This is a genomic window from Bdellovibrio bacteriovorus (assembly GCF_002208115.1).
GTDB classification, from domain to species: domain Bacteria; phylum Bdellovibrionota; class Bdellovibrionia; order Bdellovibrionales; family Bdellovibrionaceae; genus Bdellovibrio; species Bdellovibrio bacteriovorus_C.
This window is the reverse complement of the sequence record NZ_CP020946.1, coordinates 1,145,698-1,167,072: the sequence shown is the minus strand read 5'-3', so window position 1 is coordinate 1,167,072 and position 21,375 is coordinate 1,145,698. Positions and strand designations below refer to the sequence as shown.

The following is a 21,375-nucleotide window of genomic DNA, read 5'->3' as shown; positions in this document are numbered from 1 at the left end:
ACCGAATATCTATGGCAAAATCGAAAACTAAAACGATCTATACCTGTCAAAATTGTGGGGCCCAAAGACCAAGGTGGGAGGGCAAATGCTCTGACTGCGGTGCGTGGAACTCTTACGTCGAAGAACTGCAGATGCCGGAAGTTAAAACTCGAGGATGGTCTACAGGGTCTGGCGATCGCGAAGGCACCGGATCCAAGCCTGTCACGCTGGACCAAAGACTTGAAGAAGTGAAATTGGATCGTTTTGATACAAGTTTCGAAGAGCTCAATCGCGTGCTGGGCGGCGGTTTGGCCAAGGGAAGTTTCGTGCTTTTGGGGGGATCTCCGGGCATTGGGAAATCCACCCTTTTGCTGCAAATGGCCGGTGGTTTAGCCAATAACAAGCACAAGGTTCTTTATATCTCCGGCGAGGAAAGTGTCTCTCAGACGGGATCCCGCGCTCACCGCCTGGGTATCCGTTCGCCCTTGATTGAAGTGGGTTGTGAAAGCAATCTGACGGCCGTGATGGAAATGGCCCGATTCAAAAAACCGGATGTTCTGGTTGTCGATTCCATTCAGACGATGTTCCTGCCTGATTTGCAGGCAGCACCGGGCTCGGTGTCTCAGGTTCGTGAATGCGCCGGGCACTTGATGGGCCTTGCCAAGCACGATGGCATCACTGTGATCCTGATTGGTCACGTCACCAAAGACGGCAATATCGCCGGTCCCAAGGTTTTGGAACACATGGTGGACTGCGTGTTGTCCTTTGATGGCGACATCTCTTACAACTTCCGCCTGCTGCGTTCTTTGAAAAACCGTTTTGGCGCGGCTCACGAACTGGGTGTGTTCCAGATGAACTCCAAGGGCTTGGAAGAGGTTTCCAATCCCTCCGAGTTGTTCCTGGAAGAACGCGGTGATCAGTTGATTGGTTCAGCCGTGTTTGCGTCGATGGAGGGCACAAGGCCTTTACTGTGTGAAGTTCAGGCGCTGACACTTTCCAGTCCCATGGCGATGCCTCGTCGCACGGCTTTGGGTATTGATATCAACCGTCTGCATCTTTTGACGGCCGTATTGGATCGTCACCTGGATGTGCGCCTGGCCCACAACGACATCTTTATCAACGTTGTTGGCGGCTTAAAACTGGTGGAGCCGGCTTCGGACCTGGCCGTGGCGGCGGCGATCTTGTCGACCGAGCACCGCCGTGATCTTGACGCCAAGACTTGTTATTTTGGCGAAATCGGTCTGACCGGCGAAGTCCGTGGTGTGTCCTTTGTTGAACAACGAATCAAAGAGGCCGACAAGCTGGGCTTCAAACATTTCGTCATGCCTTTTTCAAACAAACGCCACCTGGAGGACGTCAAGCTTTCCAAGGACAAGAAGATTTCGTTTGTCAAAAACGTGCATGATCTGAATAAAATCATCTAAGGACTTACGAAAAGGAATTCTGGCATGGATGCACAGAGCGCAATTGTAAAAGAGACTTATAAACCCGGTGACTTCATCTTCTTTGAAGGCGACATCGAAAATCACTTTTACATTGTTGAAAGCGGTGTGGTGAACATCTTCACGAAAGATCAAATGGGCAAACGAATTCCCATTTGCGACATCGTGGACGGCGAATCCTTTGGCGAGTTCGCGCTGATTTCCAAAAGCCCGCGTTCGGCTTCGGCCCAAGCCGTTACGGACGTTATACTGGTGAAGGTTTCTGAAGAGGGGTTCCAGCAACTTCTGTCAGAATTGCCCACCTGGGCCGAGTGCATGCTGAAGTCCTTTACCGATCGCCTGCAGAACATGACGGAAAAGATTCGCGAAGCCGAACAGTTCCGCAGACGAGAGTCCTAAAAATCATAAAATTGTAATTTCATTGAATTGGTTATTTTCTTTTCCTGCTTGTATGCTGGAGAAAATGCTTAGCTCATTTAAACATCTTTTCTTAACAGCTTTGTTGTGGCTATTGCCACTGTCCTTTGGGCAGGCTTCCGCTTTGGAAGTTCCCCACTGGGGCGGCCCGGATTCAGGCCCGAAAGCGCAAGAAGGCCGCAAGATCATCTTTATTGCTTCAGACATGAAGAACGGTGGCGCCGCTGCCGTCAGTGAAGGTTTTCTATCTGCAGGCCGCGTTTTGAAATGGAATATCACCATCCGTGATGGCCAGGGCAGTCGCGCCAAAATTCAAAAAGCTTTGAGTGAGGCCATTCAAGCAGGTGCCGACGGAATTGTTCTTGGAGGTTTTGACGCCGCCGACTTCCGCCCCGAGATCAAAAAAGCCCAATCCACTCATATCAAGATCGTCGGCTGGCACTCAGCCCCCCGCCCCGGCAGCTCGAACCTGATGTTTTCAAATGTCACCACGGACCCTTTGGTGGTGGCTGAAAAAGCCGCCAAACTGGTGTGTGAAAGCTCTGAAAAATCAGGTGTCGTGATCTTTACGGACAATGACTTTTCCATCGCCCGCGCCAAAACCCTGCACATGAAAAAGATCATTGATGAACATAAGAACTGCCACGTTCTGGACATCATGGATGTGCAGATTTCCAAAGCCGAACACCTGATGCCGGGAGCGGTCGCCAAATTAAACGAGCGCTTTGGGAAAAAGTGGACTCACAGTCTTGCCATCAACGACATCTATTTTGATCACATCAATTTTCCACTTAAAAAAATCGGCCGTAAGGATCTGATCAATGTCTCGGCCGGAGATGGTTCAGCAACGGCCTTGCACCGGATTAAATCCGGACTTTCACAGCAACTGGCAACGATCGCCGAACCCCTGAAAGCCCAGGGCTGGCAGGTCGCCGACGAAATGAATCGCGCCTTTGCCGGCAGCAGTGAAAGCGGATTTACGACAGAACCTTTGGTGATCACTCAGGAAGTTTTGAAGAATTTAAAAGAAGGAAATCTGGAATCAAGACTGAACTATAAAGAAGCTTATTCGAAAATCTGGTATCCCTGAGGCCCGAAGACCCCAGGGATTTTTTTACCTAGTAACGGATTGGATAGATCGAAGGCGCATCGTAACTGGAAGTCACAGTCAAGTTCAGATCCGCATTCCCACCCATGGATTCAGCACGGATGTCGATCGCAACGATACGCTCCCCGGCTGTCAGGTATTCAGAAGTCAGGCTGTAGTAGAACGTACCAGTGTAGCTCAACTGACGAAGCTGGATACGACGACCGCTTTGAGTGATCGCATAAGTCTCATGCAATTGAACGCCGTTGAAGTACGGGTTCACACGAACATAATCCACGTAAGAAGCATAGTTGAACGCCACACGCAGCCACTCGCCACCACTGCGACGGGAAACGCCGTAGAAACGCACTGTAGATTCACCGTAGTTGTTCGGTGGACGTGGTGGGTTTGGATACGGAGGATGTGGATCCGGACGGTGCGGAGGATATGGTTGTGGATACGGATCAGGACGAGGTCCCGGTCTTACTGGCGGACGATCCGGGCGAATGCCGCCATGACGGTGGTCGTCTCTGCGGTCGTTTTCATAACGGCGGTCATCGCGGTCGCGGTCATGGTACTGATCTGGTCCGCGGCGATCATCGCGACGGTCGTCTCTGCGATCATCACGGCGATCATTGTCGCCACGACGGTCATCACGACGCTCATCATTGCCACTTGGGGGATGGCCCGGGCGGATTTGTGCTCCGGCTACGGGACTTTGCAGCAAAACGGCTGCGGTCAAAAGGGCGCTCAACATTGGTAGTTTCATAAAGACTCCTTTTTTGAAGACAAAGGAGATATTCCAAGATCCGTGCCTGGACAAAGTGACACCAAATGGCGCTGTAGGAAATTATTTCTTAGGGTACTTTAAGAACAGTTCGCGCTGCAGATCCATCACCAGACTCAATAGGCGCGTTTCCAGGATGTTTGTGACGTTTAAGAACTGCAAGCCAGCCGTCTGAACAACCTGCCCGTCGACTTCGCGTTTCTGGGCAAAACGCACCTCCACATCAAACTCCATGGCGCGGCGAACCCCGAGGCGCAAAGCGCCTTTGATCTGATCCCCGATTTTAAGCTCAGGGGTTGTCCCTTTAAATTCGATTTTAAGCCCCCCGGCACTGACATCCCGAACCCGGGTCTCGACGAAATGAACCTTTCCGCCATGATGAAGAATACTGAAAACGGCTTCGTACTTTGCCGGGATATCGATGCGGGCATTCGCCCTTCTTTGCAACTGAAACAGATCGACGTCCGTCTTCAATACGGCCCAGCCAACACTGAAGCTGAGCTCTGTCTGGAAAAAATAACGTTCACTTTTAAAGGGAAAATTCACCACCACTTTTTGTGGTTGCGTGACAGCTTTTGAATCCGCCGTGTGATGGCAAAGCAGTGTTTCATCCTTGTCAGTTTGCACGGCGATCAGATGAAAGACGTCTTCATTGATGGAGCCCTTCATCGACAACTGTAATTTGTCGTCAGCGATTTCACGGAAAAGCATTTTCTTCTCCGACACTGCAACTTTCTTGAAAATGGTCTGCCCCGGCATACTGACGGCCATGTGCTTACACTCGCTCCAAAGCCCGGGCCCAGCGCTGCAATCGTTCTTTGCGCGCTTTCGGCGTCATCTTCACTTTGAATTCCTTGTTCACTTTCCACACTCGTTTGATTTCTTTGAGGTCTTTCCACACACCCGCCCCCAGACCGGCCATGAAGGCGGCCCCCAAAGCCGTGGTTTCAAGATTCTGCGGGCGAACCACATTCGCTCCGCAATAGTCAGCTTGCATTTGCATCAACAGATCATTAGCAGCCGCCCCGCCGTCGACGCGAACGCCACGCAGTTTCTTGCCCAGATCCCTTTGCATGGTGTTCAGGATATCCACATTTTGCAAAGCCATGGCTTCCAATGTGGCACGCGCGACGTGAGCTTTGGTGCTGCCGCGGGTAAGACCGCAGATCAGACCGCGTGCTTCCGGTTGCCAGTGCGGAGCCCCCAACCCGGTCAGGGCTGGAACAAACTCCACCCCTTCGGTGCTGTCGACAGTTTTTGCCAACGCCTCAATATCAGAGGACTGCTGGAACAATCCCAATCCGTCACGCAGCCACTGAACTGCGGCTCCGCAGACAAACGCACCGCCTTCCAGCGCATAAGTCATTTCCTGGTTTTTTAGTTTCCAGGCAATCGTGGTCAGCAGCTTGTTTTTCGATTTCACGGCTTTTTTTCCAGTGTTCAGCAGCAGGAAGCTTCCGGTGCCAAAGGTGCACTTGGAATCTCCGGTTTCAAAACACGTCTGACCAAACAAGGCCGCCTGCTGGTCGCCAACGATGCCAGTTATTGGAATTCCATCCGGCATAAAGCCCAGACCTCGGGTCACACCGAAATCAGAATTGGAAGGACAGATTTCTGGCAAGATACCTTCAGGCACGCCAAAGATTTTAAGCAGATCTTCATCCCACCACCCGGTGTGGATGTTCATCAGCATCGTGCGAGAGGCATTGCTGACATCTGTCTTATGCGATTGCCCTGCGGTCAGCTTCCACAACAAGAAGCTGTCGACCGTTCCAGCCAAAGCCTGCCCGTCCTTGGCCTTCTTTGCCGCATTGGGAACATGTTTCAGCAACCACTGAATCTTGGTGGCCGAGAAGTAAGGATCCAGCACCAAACCTGTTTTAGCGGTGATGATTTTTTCTTTTTTGTTTTTCTTGAGCTTTTCACAGATATCCTGCGTGCGGCGACACTGCCAGACAATGGCGTTGTGCAGGGCTTTGCCTGATTTCGCGTCCCAAAGCATCACAGTTTCACGCTGATTGGTGATACCGATCGTGCGAATCTGAGATCCTTTGATGTTTGCTTTTTCCAGCGCCAGACGCATGGATCTTTGCGTGGAATACCAGATATCTTCGGGGTCATGTTCAACCCAGCCTGGTTTCGGGAAGATCTGCTTGAATGTCTCACGAGCCTCGGCGACAAGACCTCCGGCTTGATTGATAATGCATGTTCTTGAGCTGGTTGTCCCTTGGTCAATGGCCATGATAAAAGAAGACATAAACACTCTCCAATCGATGTACTAATAATGAAGAATTTCCTGAAGAAACCCAACGAAAAAATCTTTGGCTTACGATCTCTGGATCGTGACACTTTGATTTTCCGTGTGCTGCCGCGTTTTCTTTTGGAGATTCTGCGCAAGTACTTCCGCCTGGAAATTGAAGGCGTGGAAAACATCCCTCGCCGCGGGGCCGTGATTCTGGCACCGAATCACTCGGGCTACACTGGTTTTGATGCTTTTTTGCTGGGCCACGTGGTGCAGCAGGAAGCCAAACGCATTCCCCGCGTGCTGACACATCACTTCTGGTTTCTGACCGAAACGACCGCAATTCCGGCGAACAAAATGGGCTTCACCGAGGCCACTTATGAAAACGGGATCAACGCCCTGAAAAAAGGGAATGCGATTGTCCTGTTCCCGGAAGGTGAGCAAGGCAACTTCAAGCCCACCTCCGAACGCTATCAACTGCAAGAATTCAAACGCGGCTTTGTGCGCATGGCCCTGGAAGCCCAGTGCCCGATTGTTCCCGTAGTGATCTTAGGCGCCGAAGAGACTCATATTAACTTGAAAAAACTTAAATTCACCAAGTTCCTCAAGGGTTCGGTGATTCCATTGCCCTTGAACGTGATTCCCCTGCCAGCCAAATGGCGCATCCGTTTTCTGGAACCAATCACATTGCCTTATAAGCCATCAGCCGTGAACGATGCCGACTTGGTCCACGAAATCGCCCAAGACATCCAAGAGCGCATGCAAACCGCGGTCGAGGAAGAAATCCAAAAACGCGGCAACGCTTTCCTTTAATTTGAAATTTTTCGGGTTTATTTCTTGTCAGGCAAGTCATCAGCGATGACTTGTAAGATGTTCTGCCATTTTGCCACGAGGATGCCTTCATTGCCTTCTTCCCGACTGACAAGTCGGCTTACCAGCAATGCAGCAAGACTGACGGCTAGGACGAGGAGGAGCACGTACTCCACCACGATTTGACCTCGTTTATTCATGAATCAGATTGTATCACACTTCCGCAGGAGCGGAAGCTTTCAGCATGGCGGCTGGACGCCAGTTTTCCATTGTGAGACGCAGAGACTCGACCAACAGGTCCAAGTTCTCATCTGCGATCGGCCCGCGAAGGCCAATCACCACATCGTCATGCCACTTTTCTACTTCCAGAGGGCTGATGTGTTTCGCGGCATCCTCAAAGGACAACAAGAAGCTGTCTTCTGTTGGGTAAACCATCACCAGGATGTTGGCGCCAGCAGCTTTGGAAACCTCTTTGGCGTTAGCCATTTCCACGGTCAACTTCTGTTGAATCAGGAAATAGATCTTCAAAGCCAATGCTTCATGAAACTGGGCAAAGTAGATACGAACAGGACCATCAAAGATGGCACTATTAAAAGCAGGATTAAAATATTTCGACTGCATTAACGTGGTGTATGACGACCTCATGTTGTAGCTCCCCCCTCCACAGACACACCCCAAGACTAGGAAGAAAACCCTTCCTAATTCAAAGGAAATTTTAAGAATCTTAAATTTTCTGACGCATCAGATTATTTAAGACTGCCAAAAACCTTCTTTCCTCTCGAGAAAACCACCTTCTCAGAGTCTTCCCCCACACTGTAGAACAGCGTCTGCCAGTCTTGATCGATGCATAAAATATCAGCAGACTTGCCCACTTCCAGTGAACCCACTTCATTTTGTAAATTCAAAGCGTAAGCCCCACCCACCGTGTAAGCGGCAATGACTTCCGTCAAACTCATCTTCATTTCAAGGCGCGCAAGTAACCCCACCAGATTCAAATTCTGTGTTGGTGATGTGCCAGGATTGAAATCAGTGGCCAACGCCACACGCACCCCCGCATCGATCATCGCGCGAGCCGGTGGATATTTGGTTTTCGTATAGAGATCCGCCGTGGGCAAAAGCACACCAGTCACTTCACTTTGTGCGAGCTTTTTTATTTCTTTGTCTTCAATTTGCAGAAGGTGATCACCGGACAACGCCCCCAAGCGCACGGCGATGTCGCTGCCCCCACTTAAAGACATCTGATCGGCGTGAATCAGGATTTCAAACCCCAGCTCTTGAGCGCGACGCAGATACTTTTCAGAGGCCTCCGGTGGAAAGAATCCTTTTTCGATGAACACATCCACCCGGCGGGCCAGCTTCTTTTTCGCCACCACGGGCAGAACTTCCTGCGCCAGGAATGTCAGATACTCTTCATAAGATTTAAATTCCGGCGGCAAAGCATGTGCCCCCAAAAAGGTGTTCACCGTGCGAATGCCCGAAAGCTTTTGCGCGGCCTGAAGCATTTTCAGCTCATCTTTCAGGTTCAACGCATAGCCCGATTTAATTTCAACCGTCGTCACGCCCTGGGATACGAAATGATCCAGCCGCTTCTGCCCGGTTTTCACCAGATCATTCAGGCTGGAGGCGCGGGTCTTTTTCATGGTTGAAAGGATCCCGCCCCCTTTGGCGGCGATTTCCTGATAGCTGACGCCCTGATTGCGCATTTCAAACTCTGCCGCGCGATCCCCGGCAAAAATTAAATGCGTGTGACACTCAATAAAGCCCGGCAGCACCGTGCGCCCCTTCATGTCATATTCACGCAGAGCTTTCTTTCTGGAGAATTCTTTGGGAAGTTTCTTTTGCGGGCCCACCCAGGCGATCTTTTCTTTTTCAATGACGATGGCGGCTTGTTGCAAAAGGCTTAGATCCTCTTCCTGGATGCGACGGCCTTGTTTTGCAGCGGCGCCTTGAAGAGTCAGAAGTGTCGATATATTTTTAAGCAGAATACCCATGAGCTTATTCAAGCACATGGGTTTCTGGGATCAAGCTAAAACAGAGTTCCTACATAATCTTGATACTATGACTGCGTGCGCCCTCTGATTTGGGCAAGGTCAGGTGTAAAACACCATCTTCAAAGTGAGCCTCAATCTTTTCTGTCTGTACTTTGACCGGCAAAGTGAAGGATCTTTGGAAACGTCCATAAGATCTTTCTGAATAGTGCCCCTCCGACTTGGTTTCGCGGGTGCGCTCTCCGGAGATCGTCAGGATATTGTCGTTCAGCTCAACTTTGATGTCTTCTTTCTTCATGCCCGGCAGGTCGGCGCTGACCAGATAGGCATTGTCCTTTTCTTCCACATCCACCGAGGGAGAGAAGTCAAATCCGGCCCGGGTCAGAGCGTTGGATTCACCGCGGTCGAACTCATTAATAAAATCCTCAAACTGACTGAAGAGGTCCGAAGACGGCAGACGACGGCGACCGCCCCAGGGACTTAAACTTCGCATTGGCATGGCATCCTCCTTATTGAGATGCCTTTAACCTAAGAAGACGGTGTGAAAGCGTCAAGAATGTACAAGGACCAGTGTCAAAAGTAAAAAGCCGGAGTGCTGTCAGACACTCCGGCTTTTCTGTTTCGATCATCAATAAGACTTATTTCATTTTTGGCGAGAACCAAAGGTCGATCACACGACCTTCTTTCTTTTTGCCTTTTTCAACAAAGACAAAGGTGCTCTTTTCACGGATCTGGGCACGGTCCGCGATACCGCTCACTGCCGAGTCATCGTATTTCAGGGACACGGATTCGATGCGGGATTTCAGCGACACAAGCTCGCCTTTTTGCACTTTGCCATCTCCGTTTTTATCAAACCACAGCTGAAGTTTTGCAAAATCCTTGTCGTTCTTGTCGATCACGTTGTCTTTGTTTGAATCAAATTCGCGCAAAGCCTCAAAGCCGTTTTTGAACTTGTCACCCTGATTACCAAACAGTTCATCTTCCGTTGTGATCTGACCATCACCATTGCGGTCCACCGCAATGAAGGCCCCCGGCGCACCGGCTTCAGGCCACATGGTTTTCCCGGTCGGATTCAATGGGAAGTCGGTCACCGCCGTGAAGTTTGGCATCTTGTCGTCGAAAAACACCATCAGAGGCGAGAAGTAACCGCCGCAATAGCCATTTTCACCCGGGAAGAAGGCAGATACGCTGTACTGCTTTCCGTCTTTGGAGTTACTGGTATACACGGACGCAGAAAGCGGTCCGTTATAACCCATGTACTCCCCGCCTTGCTTTTGACCAGGTGCAAACACCTGCTCAAAGCTGACGGCTTCAAGCTTGGCTTCAAAGTCATTGGAGATATTGCCCTCTTCATCCACTTTCGTAGTGAAGTTCACCGGCAAAGTCACGCGAACACTGTTGCCTGCATACTGAGCTTTTACCCCTGCCGTGACATCCGAAACCTGCGTCACTTGCGCATCGTTACCCGCTTGGGTCACGACATTGGCGGGATACTTCACAGTATAAGTTTTTAGCGCCCCTTTTTCCCGCAATGTCAGTTTGACTAACACGCTGGAAACCGGAGAAAGCGGATTGGAAACGTGTCTTAAGTTTGTACCAAAACACGTGTTTGCAATATTCACTGTGATTCCATCGACCGAAGCCCTAGCGGCCTGGCCAGAAAGAACAACCCCTTGAAAACCTGCTGAGCCCCCGGCTCCCGAATTCACGGCTGCAGGCTGTTGTTCAGTCTGTGCATACGCAGTGGATGACACCACCATGGCTGATGCACAAGCCCATCTTAACCAAAACATACAAGCCCCCTTTTGGTTTCCCCTTTTATTTCTTATTATTGCGCACGATTTTGAAATAGATCAAAGCATCGTGTGCACTCTTTCTGGAAAACTCCACTTTCGCAACATCCGATGCGAAGAGCTGTCCAGGGCCAAATGCGCGACCGGTATACATGGACCGATACACATTGACCTGATTCCCCTTAGAATCCTTCTGTAGATAATACTTGATAATACTGACAACTTTCAAGCGCACCAAAGGGGCTGCGCCTCCCATTGGCGGTATATCCCTTAAGAACTTATCTTCATCTCCGATTGTCTCAGATGGATACATCGGATTTGTCGTATTAATGAAACCCGGGATGTTCAGAGGTAACAAACGTGTGGCACCCGGAGCCTGCACACTGCCCAGGAAAATCGGTGATCTTGCAGGCTTGCTATAGTCAGGCCCACTGGCCGTCATCTGACGAACCATTGTTGGAGTATCCAGCATCAGCACGTTCCCCACCTGCCAGTAGCGCCCCAGCCCCTGAGGATCTGAAAACTGCACGATGCTGTCTTTATTTAAAGAAACAAATGTCAAAGAAGCCGCCACGAACGGATCCCCTGGAGGGTTTCCCACCTGATAGGCGTTCGAGGGAGCATACATCATTGAACCACCCATTTTTTCATTGGTGGCGATAAAGATAAATTCATTGCGACGACCCGCTTCAAGCGTCAATTTTCTGGGCGCATTGTCCACTGCGGACTGGGTCACATCGGCAACATAGTCAAAGAACTGACGGCCATTGTCGTCAGTAATAACAACGTTATTAAATGATGGCTCGGAATACTTCAGATCCCGCAGAATCATTCGCTCTGCCAGGATATTGTCGACCTTGTCTTCGATCTCGTTGGTGATTTCTTTTTTAGTCTTTGCAGTGAAGACAAAGAAAGAAGCCGCGACCATCCCCATGATCCCCATGAGGGCCACACCGACAATCATCTCTGCTAAAGTTAAACCGCGATTATTCTTAATCATCATTGTGAGTTCACCACGAATTGATAGTCCACATACCCATAAGACTTGGCATCACCGACTGTCGCCGCCTTCTCGCCTTGCGCCCAATCTCGGTGGGTCAAACGCACGGTGACCAAATACAAACCTTTCATGCCAGGATAGGCCTGAATCACAAAGCCATACCGCCCAGGACAGCCCGGGCAGTCTTTCGCCGTCGACATCATCCCGTTGCCCCACGCCATTGGAAGGTCTCCGGGATTCAGGGCATTTTCCCGCTCTTTGTCGGTCGTGAAATAGTTGATCTGATACATGCGCACATTCGGACGAATGTTTTCAATAACGTCATTGATTTGTTTGTACAACGAGTTCTTGGTACCACTGTCCATGGCGACCTTTTTCATGCTCAGAATCCCTGAGATAAAGAAGGACCCAACCAGCGTGATCATCGCCAGCCCCAGCAGCACTTCAAGGATCGACATCCCTTTTTGGTTTGATGCTATTTTCATCATATGCCGGACTCCCTGGAGACTTCGAGAACATAGAATCTCATCAGACGGTTTTTACACATTGTTGAGTTGCTGTTGTTGATCAGACCACAATCCGGATCCACCGCAGTCCAGCGGAATGGATCGGCTTTGGCCCGCAACGACAGTGAATTACATTTATAAAGATTAGAAACGTCACGCATGCTTGGATATGGATGCCATACCGGATAACGGTTGATGGTCGTACAATCCTGCGCATTCAGACCTTTTAAGATTCCCGCCCGACGAAGCTCAAACGTCGCCATCGGATGATAGATCGTGCTCCAGCGAATGCCGTGTTTGTAGGCCTGCTCATCCACTTCAATACCCTGGGACACGATGATACTGCCGATAATTCTCAACTCAGAGGAACGGCTTTTGATCACCAGCTTTTCACAGTTCAGGAAACCACTGACCAGATTGGCGTCCGGCTCAATGATACAGCTCTTGGCCATGGAAACCACATGGAAGACTGCAGTCCCCGCCCCTCCCTGAGGTGCATAGGCATTACCAGCATTAAAGATAAGGTCCTTGCGATCTTCGTACTTGTTCGTGAACGACCAGGAATGCTTGGAGTTTGGTGCGAAGGATTTCGACCAGTCCGTTCCGGCAAAGGCCGAAGTGTTAGTACCCAGTGTTTTACAGGCCAGATCCAGGTTCACGTATGGATCTTCACCGTCTGGCAAACCACCTTTGGACTGCCCGCGGGAATCCAACAGAGTTTGCGACACATCAAAGCCGCCACCATCTGGATTAAACACCAAAGCTCCGCGGTTGTTATTAGACCACGGACGCATGGAATAACCTTTATAGTAAGCCACATCAAAGGCTTCAAATTCGAAAGACACAGGAACACGTTCTCCGTTGGAGTTCACCAACGCATGCCCATTTTCAAATTTAATTTCCAAATCCTTGAAAGAAGCATTGGTGTTTTCCGGATTGTCGCCCGCTTTCACCGGATTCTTCATAGTGATGTTGATTTTAGGCTGAATACCCATATTCGCACGAACTTCACTCAAGTCACCACGCAACGAAGACACACGCTTTTCGGCGTTCTCAACCTGCTGCTCCAAACGGTTCTTGTTGGCTTCTGCATTTCGCAGGTCATTCTGTGCGTTCGCCAAAGCATTTCGAGCCTGGTTCACTCTGCCTGGATCTGCTGGAACACGTCTGCGTGCGCTTTCCAGCTCATCTTCAGCATCATTAACATCGCGACGGGCTCTTTCCACGGCTCGCGCGGCCTGGTTCAAATCACGACGGGCATCATCCAGACCACCTTCAGCAGCACTCAGTTGACGCTCAATACTTCTTTCCAGGGGACGAAGATCGATTTTTGGCTCCAGGGTTACAGTTCCATCCAGAGGAACTTCCCCCTCCACTTCCAGGTTACCAAATCTCATGGTGAACTTGCTCACAGGTGTCGCACGACTTGTCAGACCCCAGTCTTTCAACAAATCACGAGAGAAGAAGTTTTTCACAGAAGGCCGATCGACTTCTTTGGTCTGCGGATTGAACAAGTTCCCGTCCGTCAAAGCCAGACGGTAGTTGTACTTGCCACCACTTTTACTAAGCAAAGCCCCCGTCAACTGACTGTTAGCGGTCGTATTTAGATTGTACTTGCGATCCTCGTGACGTTTACAAAGCGCCATCAAATTGGCGCTTGGATTACCAGCTCCGCTCGCATAACCGGACAAATAGTCCAGTCCCAAGTCACGCTCTCCGTCCACTTCAACACCTTTTTGGAATCCACCAAACTGACGGATGTTGGACCAGAACTGATCGACCTCATTTCCTGCCGAACGCGGACGGAACTCGACGTTTTCACGCTTGATCGGACCATACCCCAGAATGACTTTGTCTTTGAAAGTGACTGGCGTATAAACCGTGTCGCCTTCGGCAATGTCCACTGCCAGATCCGGAGCCTTGGGCAAATGAATCGCCCCATTCACAAACACCGGGGATTCAAAGGTTAGACCCGGATATTTGATCGTCTGTGCACGAGAGCCGTGCTGCTTAAAGTAAGCTCCCCCAACCCCAAGGTCAGAAGCGCTTTCCTTGTCCAGACGAAGATCTCCGGCCACCAGCAGGGCAAAACTTCCCACTTCACGAGGATACACACCAACAAAAGAGGTTGTCTCAAGCTTGCTGGAACCGACTTCGATAATCTTCTTCTGACTGTTCAAAAGACTCACAACAACTTTAAGATAGACCTCACGGCCGTATTCAGGAATGGCGGCACGAACATCGCGAGTGATTTTGATTTGAATGAATTCAACTGTGTAGCCCTTCAAATCTGCCACGATCTTGTAAACCGGATGCATCGTAGAAAAATTTGAAATATTAATGGTCTGATTAATCCCGTCCTTCAAAGGCACTTTTTCCGGATTGGCAATACCGATCGCACGCAGGAAATCCACGGACTCCTGCTTCATCAGCAAACGCTCAACCGAACGGGGGTGACTTAAAATCTCAATGGCTTTTGGAGGCGTGCTTGATCCACAACTTTCCTGCATCCAGGATTCAGAAAAACACCAGCGCTGACGGATACCGAAAAGTGTGTAGTCCACCATCGAATGCAACGCCAAGCGTGCGGTGATGATGGAGGCGGTCTTGGTCACCTGACTGCGGTGTTTGATAACGGTAGGAGAAAGGAAGTAAATCATCACGCCGACAACGCCAACAGCCACAAGGGCTTGGACGAAGGCACTTCCTCGATTATTGGAGACTGTACGTCCCTTTGATCTGCAAGATTTCACGGTGGTTTCTCCCTGTATCTTGTATCGACATTTATCGTATCAAACTTAAGATTTCAAAGTGTGGAGCGACCCGTTTCAGAGCAAAAGGTGTCTCAGATCAGAACAATTATTGTATCAATTTTAGCTTGTTTACATAAAAAAAGCCCACGACCTGAAGGCGGTGGGCTTTGGGAAGAAATTTGCACTGGAAGGAACTACTTCGCCTTCCCCTGGTTGGCCACGGCCTCAATCGCCGCCTTGACCTCGTCCGGATCGCCAATGAACTCCTTTTTCAGGACCTTCAAGTTTGCGTCCAATTCATACATCATCGGGATCCCGGTCGGCATATTGACGCCCATGATCTCTTCCGGGGTCATGCCCTCCAAATGCTGCATCAAGGCACGCAAACTGTTCCCGTGGGCCACGATGAGCACATTTTTGCCTGATTTTACAGCAGGCGCGATCGTGCCGTCCCACAACGGAAGGAATCTGGCCACGGTATCTTTCAAGGATTCGTTGCTAGGCAAAAGTTTGGCGTCGACATTTTTGTAGCGAGGGTCATAGGAAGGATGACGAGGGTCGCTCACTTCCATCGGAGGTGGCGGAGTGTCGTAACTGCGACGCCAGATCTTCACTTGCTCTTCACCATGACGAGCTGCGGTCTCAGCTTTGTTCAATCCCTGAAGGGCTCCGTAGTGTCTTTCGTTCAAACGCCAGTCTTTGTGGACTGGAAGCCACACCTGATCCACTTCGTCCAACACGAAATTCAGAGTTTTAATCGCTCTTTTCAGCACGCTTGTGTATGCAACGTCGAAACTGAAGCCTTTTTCCCGAAGAGCTTTGCCGCCCTTTAGAGCTTCCGCTCGACCTTTTTCAGAAAGATCTACGTCCTGCCAGCCAGTGAAGCGATTTTCCTGGTTCCACACACTTTCGCCGTGTCGAATTAGCACCAACTTATACACGCTTAAACTCCTTCATTTTGGATAGAAAAAGAGCTATCATGACAGGGCTTTAAATAACATCAAAAGCTTGGCGTTTTGCTACGCATTAAGACGTGTCAAACCCCGAAGATTTTGAAAAATTAGCGAGCGCTAATCAACTACCAAATGCGACGTTTGAGGTTAATCGTGAGCAACAGTGGCATCAACAGTGCGAATCTAGAATATATCGAACAACTCTATGCTGATTTCAAAGCGAATCCGGATTCTCTCGCAGTTGAATGGAAAAGTTTTTTTGAAGGTGTTGAGTTTGCCCAAGGTGGTAAATTCGGAATGTCCGACAAGGAGCTGGCCGTCTTCCAACTGATCCAGGCGTATCGCGCTGACGGACACACGGAAGCAAACCTCAACCCACTGTACGCTCCACAAGCGGGTGAGCTTCTTTCATTGAAACGTTTCGGTCTGACCGAAAAAGATCTGACCGCGAAATTCCAAATCGGTTCTGTGATTGGTAAAGCCAATGCCACTTTGAGCGATATCATCAATCACCTGAAAGCCACTTACTGCGGAACTCTTTCTTTGCAGGCAGCCGACGCTTCGCCGAAAGAAGTGCAATGGCTGATTCAGCAGTTTGAAAACAATCCGGCAAAACCAAGCTTGGCTGACAAGAAAGACGCCCTGTCTTCTTTGACTAAAGCTGAGACTCTGGAAAAATTCGTTCACACCCGCTATGTGGGAACCAAGCGTTTCTCTGTCGAGGGTGCTGATTCCATCTTGCCGATGATGGACACTTTGGTGAACAAAGGCACTTCCCAGCAGGTTCAGGAAGTTTACGTGGGCATGGCTCACCGTGGACGTGTGAACATTCTGGTGAACTTCTTCGGCAAGCCTGAAGAATATGTTTTCGGTGACTTCAATGGCCCACTGGAACTGGCAGAGCCTATTGAAGACTTCGACAACGACGTGAAGTACCACTTGGGTTATGTCACTGAAAAGAAAACCCCGACTGGCACTTGCAAAGTCACTTTGGCTTACAACCCTTCTCACCTGGAGACCGTGAATGCGGTGGCTTTGGGTATGGCTCGTGCGGCTCAGGATCAAATCGGCGCTTCTGGCAAAAAGAATGTCGTTCCGGTTCTGATCCACGGGGACGCGGCGTTTGCCGGTCAGGGCATCGTGCAGGAAACTCTGCAGATGGCCGGAGTCCACTCTCACTCCACTGGTGGCACGATCCACATCATCATCGACAATCAGGTGGGTTTCACCACCAGCGGCAAGGACACCCGTTCCACCCGTTATGCATCCGATGCGGCGAAGATGACCTTCACGCCGGTTCTGCATGTAAACGGTGACGACGTTGAAAGTGCTGTTCGTTCCATGGACATCGCCCTTCGCTATCGCCAGGAATTCGGCAAAGACGTTGTCATCAACCTTCTGTGCTACCGCAAGTACGGCCACAACGAAGGGGACGAACCAGCCTTCACTCAACCACAGATGTATGAGCTGATCAAAACTCACGCGACGGTGCGTGAGTTGTTCGCCAAGAAACTGGCAGCCGAAGGATCTGTGGACGCGAAGACTTCCGAAGACCTGTACAACCAGGCCATGGATCGTCTGCAGAAAATCTATGAAGACACCAAGAAGAACCCGCCTAAGCTTAAGAACTTCAAGTTCGAAGGCAACTGGAAGGGACTTCGCAAAGCCAAGGACGCTGATTTTGAAAAAGCAGCGGACACAAGCTTCGATCTGGCAAAACTAAAACAGATCGGTGAAAAAATCGGCAGCTACCCTGCTGACTTCACTCCGCATCCGAAACTGATCAAACTTCTGGAAGCCCGTAAAGCCATGGGTGCCGGCAAAGAAAATATCGACTGGGGCATGGGCGAACTTTTGGCTTACGGCTCTTTGCTTTCCGAAGGCACCTCCGTTCGTCTGACCGGTGAAGACTGCGTGCGCGGCACATTCACTCACCGTCATGCGGGTATGTATGATTTCAAAACTGGCAAAGCTTACTTCCCACTGGCGGATCTGAATCCAAAAGCAAAACTGCTGGTAGCTGAAAGCATCCTGTCTGAATACGGCGTTATGGGTTACGAGTACGGCTACACCGTTCACGACCCAAAATCCCTGGTTATGTGGGAAGCGCAGTTTGGTGATTTCGTCAACGGCGCGCAAATCGTGATCGATCAATACCTGGCTGCGGGCGAATCTAAATGGCAGCAAATGAGCGGCCTGGTTCTGCTTCTGCCACACGGCTATGAAGGTCAGGGCCCGGAGCACTCCTCGGCCCGTCTTGAACGCTTCTTGCAGCTTTGTGCTCAGAACAACATGCAGGTTGTGAACCTGACAACTCCAGCGCAGATCTATCATGCTCTTCGCCGTCAGGTATGCCGTGACTTCCGCAAACCATTGGTTGTGATGTCTCCGAAATCCCTGTTGCGTCACCCACGCGCGGTGTCCTCTATCGAGGATCTGGCAAAAGGCCGCTTCCAGGAAGTGATTGCTGACACCATCGACAAATCCAAAGTGGACACCGTGGTGTTTGTTTCCGGCAAGCTTTACTATGAGCTTCTGGAAGAAAGAGAAAAATCCAAAAAAGAAAACGTGGCTTTGGTTCGCCTGGAGCAGATCTATCCATTCCCTGCAACTCAGGTGACGGAAGTTCTGAAGTCCTACCCTAAAGCGAAGACTTTGGTTTGGGCACAGGAAGAACCTAAAAACATGGGTGCCTTCCAGAATGTGTACTTCAAGTTTGTTGAGGTTGTATCCAAAGCCGGCTTGAAACTGGGCTTTGAATACGTGGGCCGTCCGGAGAGATCTTCCCCAGCGACGGGTTCCGTCTACAGACACAGAACTGAACAAGCTGAGATTATTAAAGCAGTTTTTAATAGATAATTTTTATAAAAGGACGTTGCCATGAAACAAGAGATTAAAGTTCCCGCGGTTGGGGAATCCATCACAGAAGCAACCATCGGCAGTTGGACTAAAAAATCCGGCGACTTTGTAAAACGCAATGAAGTTCTTATGCTTCTTGAGACTGACAAAGCCAGCGTGGAAGTTGTTGCAGAAAACGACGGCGTTTTGACAATCAACCCGGGCTGCGAAGCTGGTGCGGTTGTTCAGATCGGCGCTACAGTAGCAACTCTTGATACAGATGCAAAACCAGCAGCGGGCGCAGCAGCTCCAGCAGCTGAAGCTCCAAAAGCAGCAGCCCCGGTTCAAGCGGCTCCGGCTGCCGCCGGCAAGGATGCTTCTGCGCACCTTTCCCCGGCTGTTAACAGAATCGTAAATGAAAAAGGTTTGGATCCTTCTGCGATCCAAGGCACTGGCAAAGACGGCCGCCTGACAAAAGGTGACGTTCTTGATGCTCAGCCTGCGGCGAAAGCGGCGGCTCCTGCTCCGGCAGCGAAAGCAGCCCCAGCGACTGTCACTCCGGTAGCAAGCGGTCCTTCTAAACAGGGTGATAAGAAGCTTGTTCCTATGACAACCATCCGCAAGCGCATTTCCGAGAAACTGAAAGAAGCGCAAAACACGGCAGCTCTCTTGACCACTTTCAACGAAGTGGACATGGGCAAAGTGATGGAGCTTCGTTCTAAATACAAAGACAAGTTCAAAGAAAAATACGGCGTGAACCTGGGCTTCAACGGATTCTTCGTAAAAGCCGTTGTTGAGGCACTGAAAGACTTCCCTGCAGTCAACGCATGGATCAACGGCACAGACATCGAATACCACAACTACTACAACATCGGTATTGCGGTTTCCACCGAGAAGGGCTTGATGGTTCCGAACGTGAAAGACGCGGATACACTGTCCCTGGCTGGCATTGAACTGGCGATCCGTGATCTGGCGGCAAAAGGCCGTGATGGTAAAATCACTCCGAATGATCTGGGTGGCGGCACCTTCTCTATCACCAATGGTGGTGTGTTCGGTTCTTTACTTTCCACGCCGATTTTGAACTTCCCGCAGTCAGCTATCTTGGGCCTTCACAAAATCCAGGATCGTCCAATGGCGATCAACGGCAAAGTGGAAATCCGCCCGATGATGTATCTGGCTTTGACTTACGATCACCGTATCATCGATGGCAAAGAGGCTGTGAGCTTCCTTGTTAAAATCAAAGAACTTGTCGAAGATCCTGAAAGATTGCTTCTAGAGGTATAATCATGGCAGACACTCAATTTGACCTAATTATTATTGGTTCCGGTCCCGGCGGTTACGTAGGGGCCATTCGTGCAGCTCAACTGGGTCTTAAAACGGCCGTGATTGAAAAAGATAAAACTTACGGCGGCACCTGCCTGAATGTGGGTTGCATCCCTTCCAAGGCCCTGCTTGAAAGTTCTGAGCACTATCAAGCGGCTCAGCACGACCTGGCTGCTCACGGTGTGAAAGTTTCCAAAGTGGATTTGGATCTTCCGACCATGCAGGCTCGCAAGGACAAGGTTGTAAAAACAAATACCGAAGGCATCGCCTTCTTGTTCAAAAAGAACAAAATCACTCCATTCAACGGCATGGGTAAAATCGTCGCCGCTGGCAAGGTGGAAGTAAAAGGTGCTGACGGCAACACCCAAGTCCTGACGACCAAGAACATCGTAATCGCAACCGGTTCTGTTCCTGTGGAACTGCCTTTCTTGAAATACGATGAAAAACGTATCGTTTCCAACACGGGCGCATTGGCTTTGGATCAGGTTCCAAAATCCATGATCGTTGTGGGTGGTGGTGTGATCGGTCTTGAGCTGGGTTCTGTATGGCAGCGTCTGGGTGCCAAAGTCACTGTGATCGAATATGCCAACCGTCTGGGCGGCACCATGGATCAGGACTGCATGAACGTGCTTAAAAAATCCCTGGAAAAAGAAGGCATGAGCTTCCTTCTTTCCACGAAAGTGACGGGTTCTAAAGTTGGCAACGATGGCGTTGAAGTGACTTATGAATCTTTGACTGACGGTAAAGCATCTTCCATGAAAGCGGATGTTGTGCTTGTTTCCACAGGCCGCAAACCATTCTCTGCGGGCGTTGGCTGTGAAGAAATGGGTATCCAAAAAGATCCTCAGGGTCGCATCATCGTGGATAAACACTATCAAACCAACGTGCCGGGCATTTATGCCATCGGTGACGTTATTGCCGGCCCAATGCTTGCGCACAAAGCGGAAGAAGAAGGCGTGGCTTTGGCAGAAATCCTGGCTGGTGGCGCAGGTCACGTGAACTACGACACAGTTCCAGGTGTGATCTATACTCACCCGGAAATTGCTTCTGTTGGTATCACTGAAGAATTCGCGAAAGAAAAAGGCATGGAAATCAACGTGGGTAAATTCCCGTTCATGGCCAACGGCCGTGCGCGCGCGAAAGGCTACACGGAAGGTTTCGTGAAAATCATCGCAGACAAGAAAACAGACAAAATCCTGGGCGCTCACATGGTGGGTCCAAGCGTGTCTGAGCTGATCCACGAAGTGATCGTGTGCATGGAGTTCGGCGGCAGCAGCGAAGATCTGGCAAGATCGTTCCACGCCCACCCTACTTTGTCTGAAGTTGTGCGTGAAGCAGCTTTGGCCGTTGAAAAACGTCAACGCCAGATGTAAGCGGGCCCAGCCCGGCAGAGCTGAGTCGCCGGCAGGCGATTCAGCTGAAGCAGCAAAAACAAAACCCACAGTCTCCGACTGTGG

Annotated in this window: 18 protein-coding genes; 7 read left to right on the top strand and 11 right to left on the bottom strand. The window is 50.3% G+C overall.

The window, feature by feature from the left end; translation table 11 throughout:
• The first annotated feature begins 11 nt into the window (after positions 1–11).
• From radA to B9G79_RS05720, 3 genes are all read left to right on the top strand, one after another.
• The gene (gene radA, locus B9G79_RS05730) at positions 12–1,403 is read left to right on the top strand and encodes a DNA repair protein RadA (protein ID WP_088564683.1); all 1,392 of its coding nucleotides are present in this window, start codon (positions 12–14) and stop codon (positions 1,401–1,403) included.
• A gap of 24 nt (positions 1,404–1,427) precedes the next feature.
• Entirely contained in the window at positions 1,428–1,820 is a 393-nt protein-coding gene (locus tag B9G79_RS05725) for a Crp/Fnr family transcriptional regulator (RefSeq protein ID WP_088564682.1), read from the top strand.
• A 64-nt stretch (positions 1,821–1,884) separates the two neighbouring features.
• A complete protein-coding gene (locus tag B9G79_RS05720) occupies positions 1,885–2,928 on the top strand; it encodes a substrate-binding domain-containing protein (RefSeq protein WP_232469213.1) in 1,044 nt (347 codons plus the stop codon).
• 28 nt (positions 2,929–2,956) lie between these two features.
• Here B9G79_RS05720 and B9G79_RS05715 read toward each other — a convergent pair whose 3' ends face one another.
• The 3 genes from B9G79_RS05715 to glpK all read right to left on the bottom strand — a co-directional run bounded on the left by B9G79_RS05715 (position 2,957) and on the right by glpK (position 5,969).
• Positions 2,957–3,694 (bottom strand): beta-sandwich domain-containing protein, encoded by a 738-nt coding sequence (locus B9G79_RS05715; RefSeq protein WP_157678736.1) that lies wholly within the window; start codon positions 3,692–3,694, stop codon positions 2,957–2,959.
• An 81-nt stretch (positions 3,695–3,775) separates the two neighbouring features.
• Entirely contained in the window at positions 3,776–4,423 is a 648-nt protein-coding gene (locus B9G79_RS05710) for a flagellar brake protein (protein WP_232469212.1), read from the bottom strand.
• A gap of 64 nt (positions 4,424–4,487) precedes the next feature.
• Positions 4,488–5,969, bottom strand: a complete 1,482-nt coding sequence (glpK, locus tag B9G79_RS05705) for a glycerol kinase GlpK (RefSeq protein ID WP_198298050.1) — start codon at positions 5,967–5,969, stop codon at positions 4,488–4,490.
• A 27-nt stretch (positions 5,970–5,996) separates the two neighbouring features.
• Between glpK and B9G79_RS05700 the strand changes: the two genes are divergently transcribed.
• On the top strand, positions 5,997–6,767 hold the full coding sequence (locus tag B9G79_RS05700) for a lysophospholipid acyltransferase family protein (protein WP_088564677.1): 771 nt from the start codon (positions 5,997–5,999) through the stop codon (positions 6,765–6,767).
• Between the two features lie 210 nt (positions 6,768–6,977).
• Here the strand turns inward: B9G79_RS05700 and B9G79_RS05690 are convergent, their stop codons facing one another.
• From B9G79_RS05690 to gpmA, 8 genes are all read right to left on the bottom strand, one after another.
• Entirely contained in the window at positions 6,978–7,409 is a 432-nt protein-coding gene (locus tag B9G79_RS05690; RefSeq protein ID WP_088564676.1) for a hypothetical protein, read from the bottom strand.
• A 101-nt stretch (positions 7,410–7,510) separates the two neighbouring features.
• Positions 7,511–8,755: an imidazolonepropionase gene (gene hutI, locus B9G79_RS05685; RefSeq protein ID WP_088564675.1), complete on the bottom strand. Its 1,245-nt coding sequence runs from the start codon at positions 8,753–8,755 to the stop codon at positions 7,511–7,513.
• 49 nt (positions 8,756–8,804) lie between these two features.
• A complete protein-coding gene (locus tag B9G79_RS05680; protein ID WP_198298049.1) occupies positions 8,805–9,251 on the bottom strand; it encodes an Hsp20/alpha crystallin family protein in 447 nt (148 codons plus the stop codon).
• 139 nt (positions 9,252–9,390) lie between these two features.
• Positions 9,391–10,545 (bottom strand): EF-hand domain-containing protein, encoded by a 1,155-nt coding sequence (locus B9G79_RS05675; RefSeq protein ID WP_088564674.1) that lies wholly within the window; start codon positions 10,543–10,545, stop codon positions 9,391–9,393.
• A 25-nt stretch (positions 10,546–10,570) separates the two neighbouring features.
• Positions 10,571–11,548 carry a prepilin-type N-terminal cleavage/methylation domain-containing protein gene (locus B9G79_RS05670; protein WP_088564673.1) on the bottom strand — a complete coding sequence of 326 codons (978 nt, stop codon included), beginning with the start codon at positions 11,546–11,548 and terminating at the stop codon, positions 10,571–10,573.
• On the bottom strand, positions 11,545–12,033 hold the full coding sequence (locus B9G79_RS05665) for a type II secretion system protein (protein WP_088564672.1): 489 nt from the start codon (positions 12,031–12,033) through the stop codon (positions 11,545–11,547). The genes B9G79_RS05670 and B9G79_RS05665 overlap by 4 nt, the downstream gene beginning before the upstream one ends.
• Entirely contained in the window at positions 12,030–14,735 is a 2,706-nt protein-coding gene (locus tag B9G79_RS05660; RefSeq protein WP_088564671.1) for a hypothetical protein, read from the bottom strand. The genes B9G79_RS05665 and B9G79_RS05660 overlap by 4 nt, the downstream gene beginning before the upstream one ends.
• A gap of 263 nt (positions 14,736–14,998) precedes the next feature.
• Positions 14,999–15,745: a 2,3-diphosphoglycerate-dependent phosphoglycerate mutase gene (gene gpmA, locus B9G79_RS05655; RefSeq protein WP_088564670.1), complete on the bottom strand. Its 747-nt coding sequence runs from the start codon at positions 15,743–15,745 to the stop codon at positions 14,999–15,001.
• A 165-nt stretch (positions 15,746–15,910) separates the two neighbouring features.
• On the opposite strand from gpmA, the gene B9G79_RS05650 reads away from it, so the two are divergent.
• The 3 genes from B9G79_RS05650 to lpdA are packed head-to-tail and all read left to right on the top strand — an operon-like array spanning position 15,911 to position 21,291.
• Positions 15,911–18,616, top strand: coding sequence for a 2-oxoglutarate dehydrogenase E1 component (locus tag B9G79_RS05650; RefSeq protein ID WP_088564669.1), 2,706 nt, complete (start codon positions 15,911–15,913; stop codon positions 18,614–18,616).
• A gap of 21 nt (positions 18,617–18,637) precedes the next feature.
• A complete protein-coding gene (gene odhB, locus B9G79_RS05645; RefSeq protein WP_088564668.1) occupies positions 18,638–19,879 on the top strand; it encodes a 2-oxoglutarate dehydrogenase complex dihydrolipoyllysine-residue succinyltransferase in 1,242 nt (413 codons plus the stop codon).
• 2 nt (positions 19,880–19,881) lie between these two features.
• A complete protein-coding gene (gene lpdA, locus B9G79_RS05640) occupies positions 19,882–21,291 on the top strand; it encodes a dihydrolipoyl dehydrogenase (protein ID WP_088564667.1) in 1,410 nt (469 codons plus the stop codon).
• Positions 21,292–21,375: the final 84 nt, after the last annotated feature.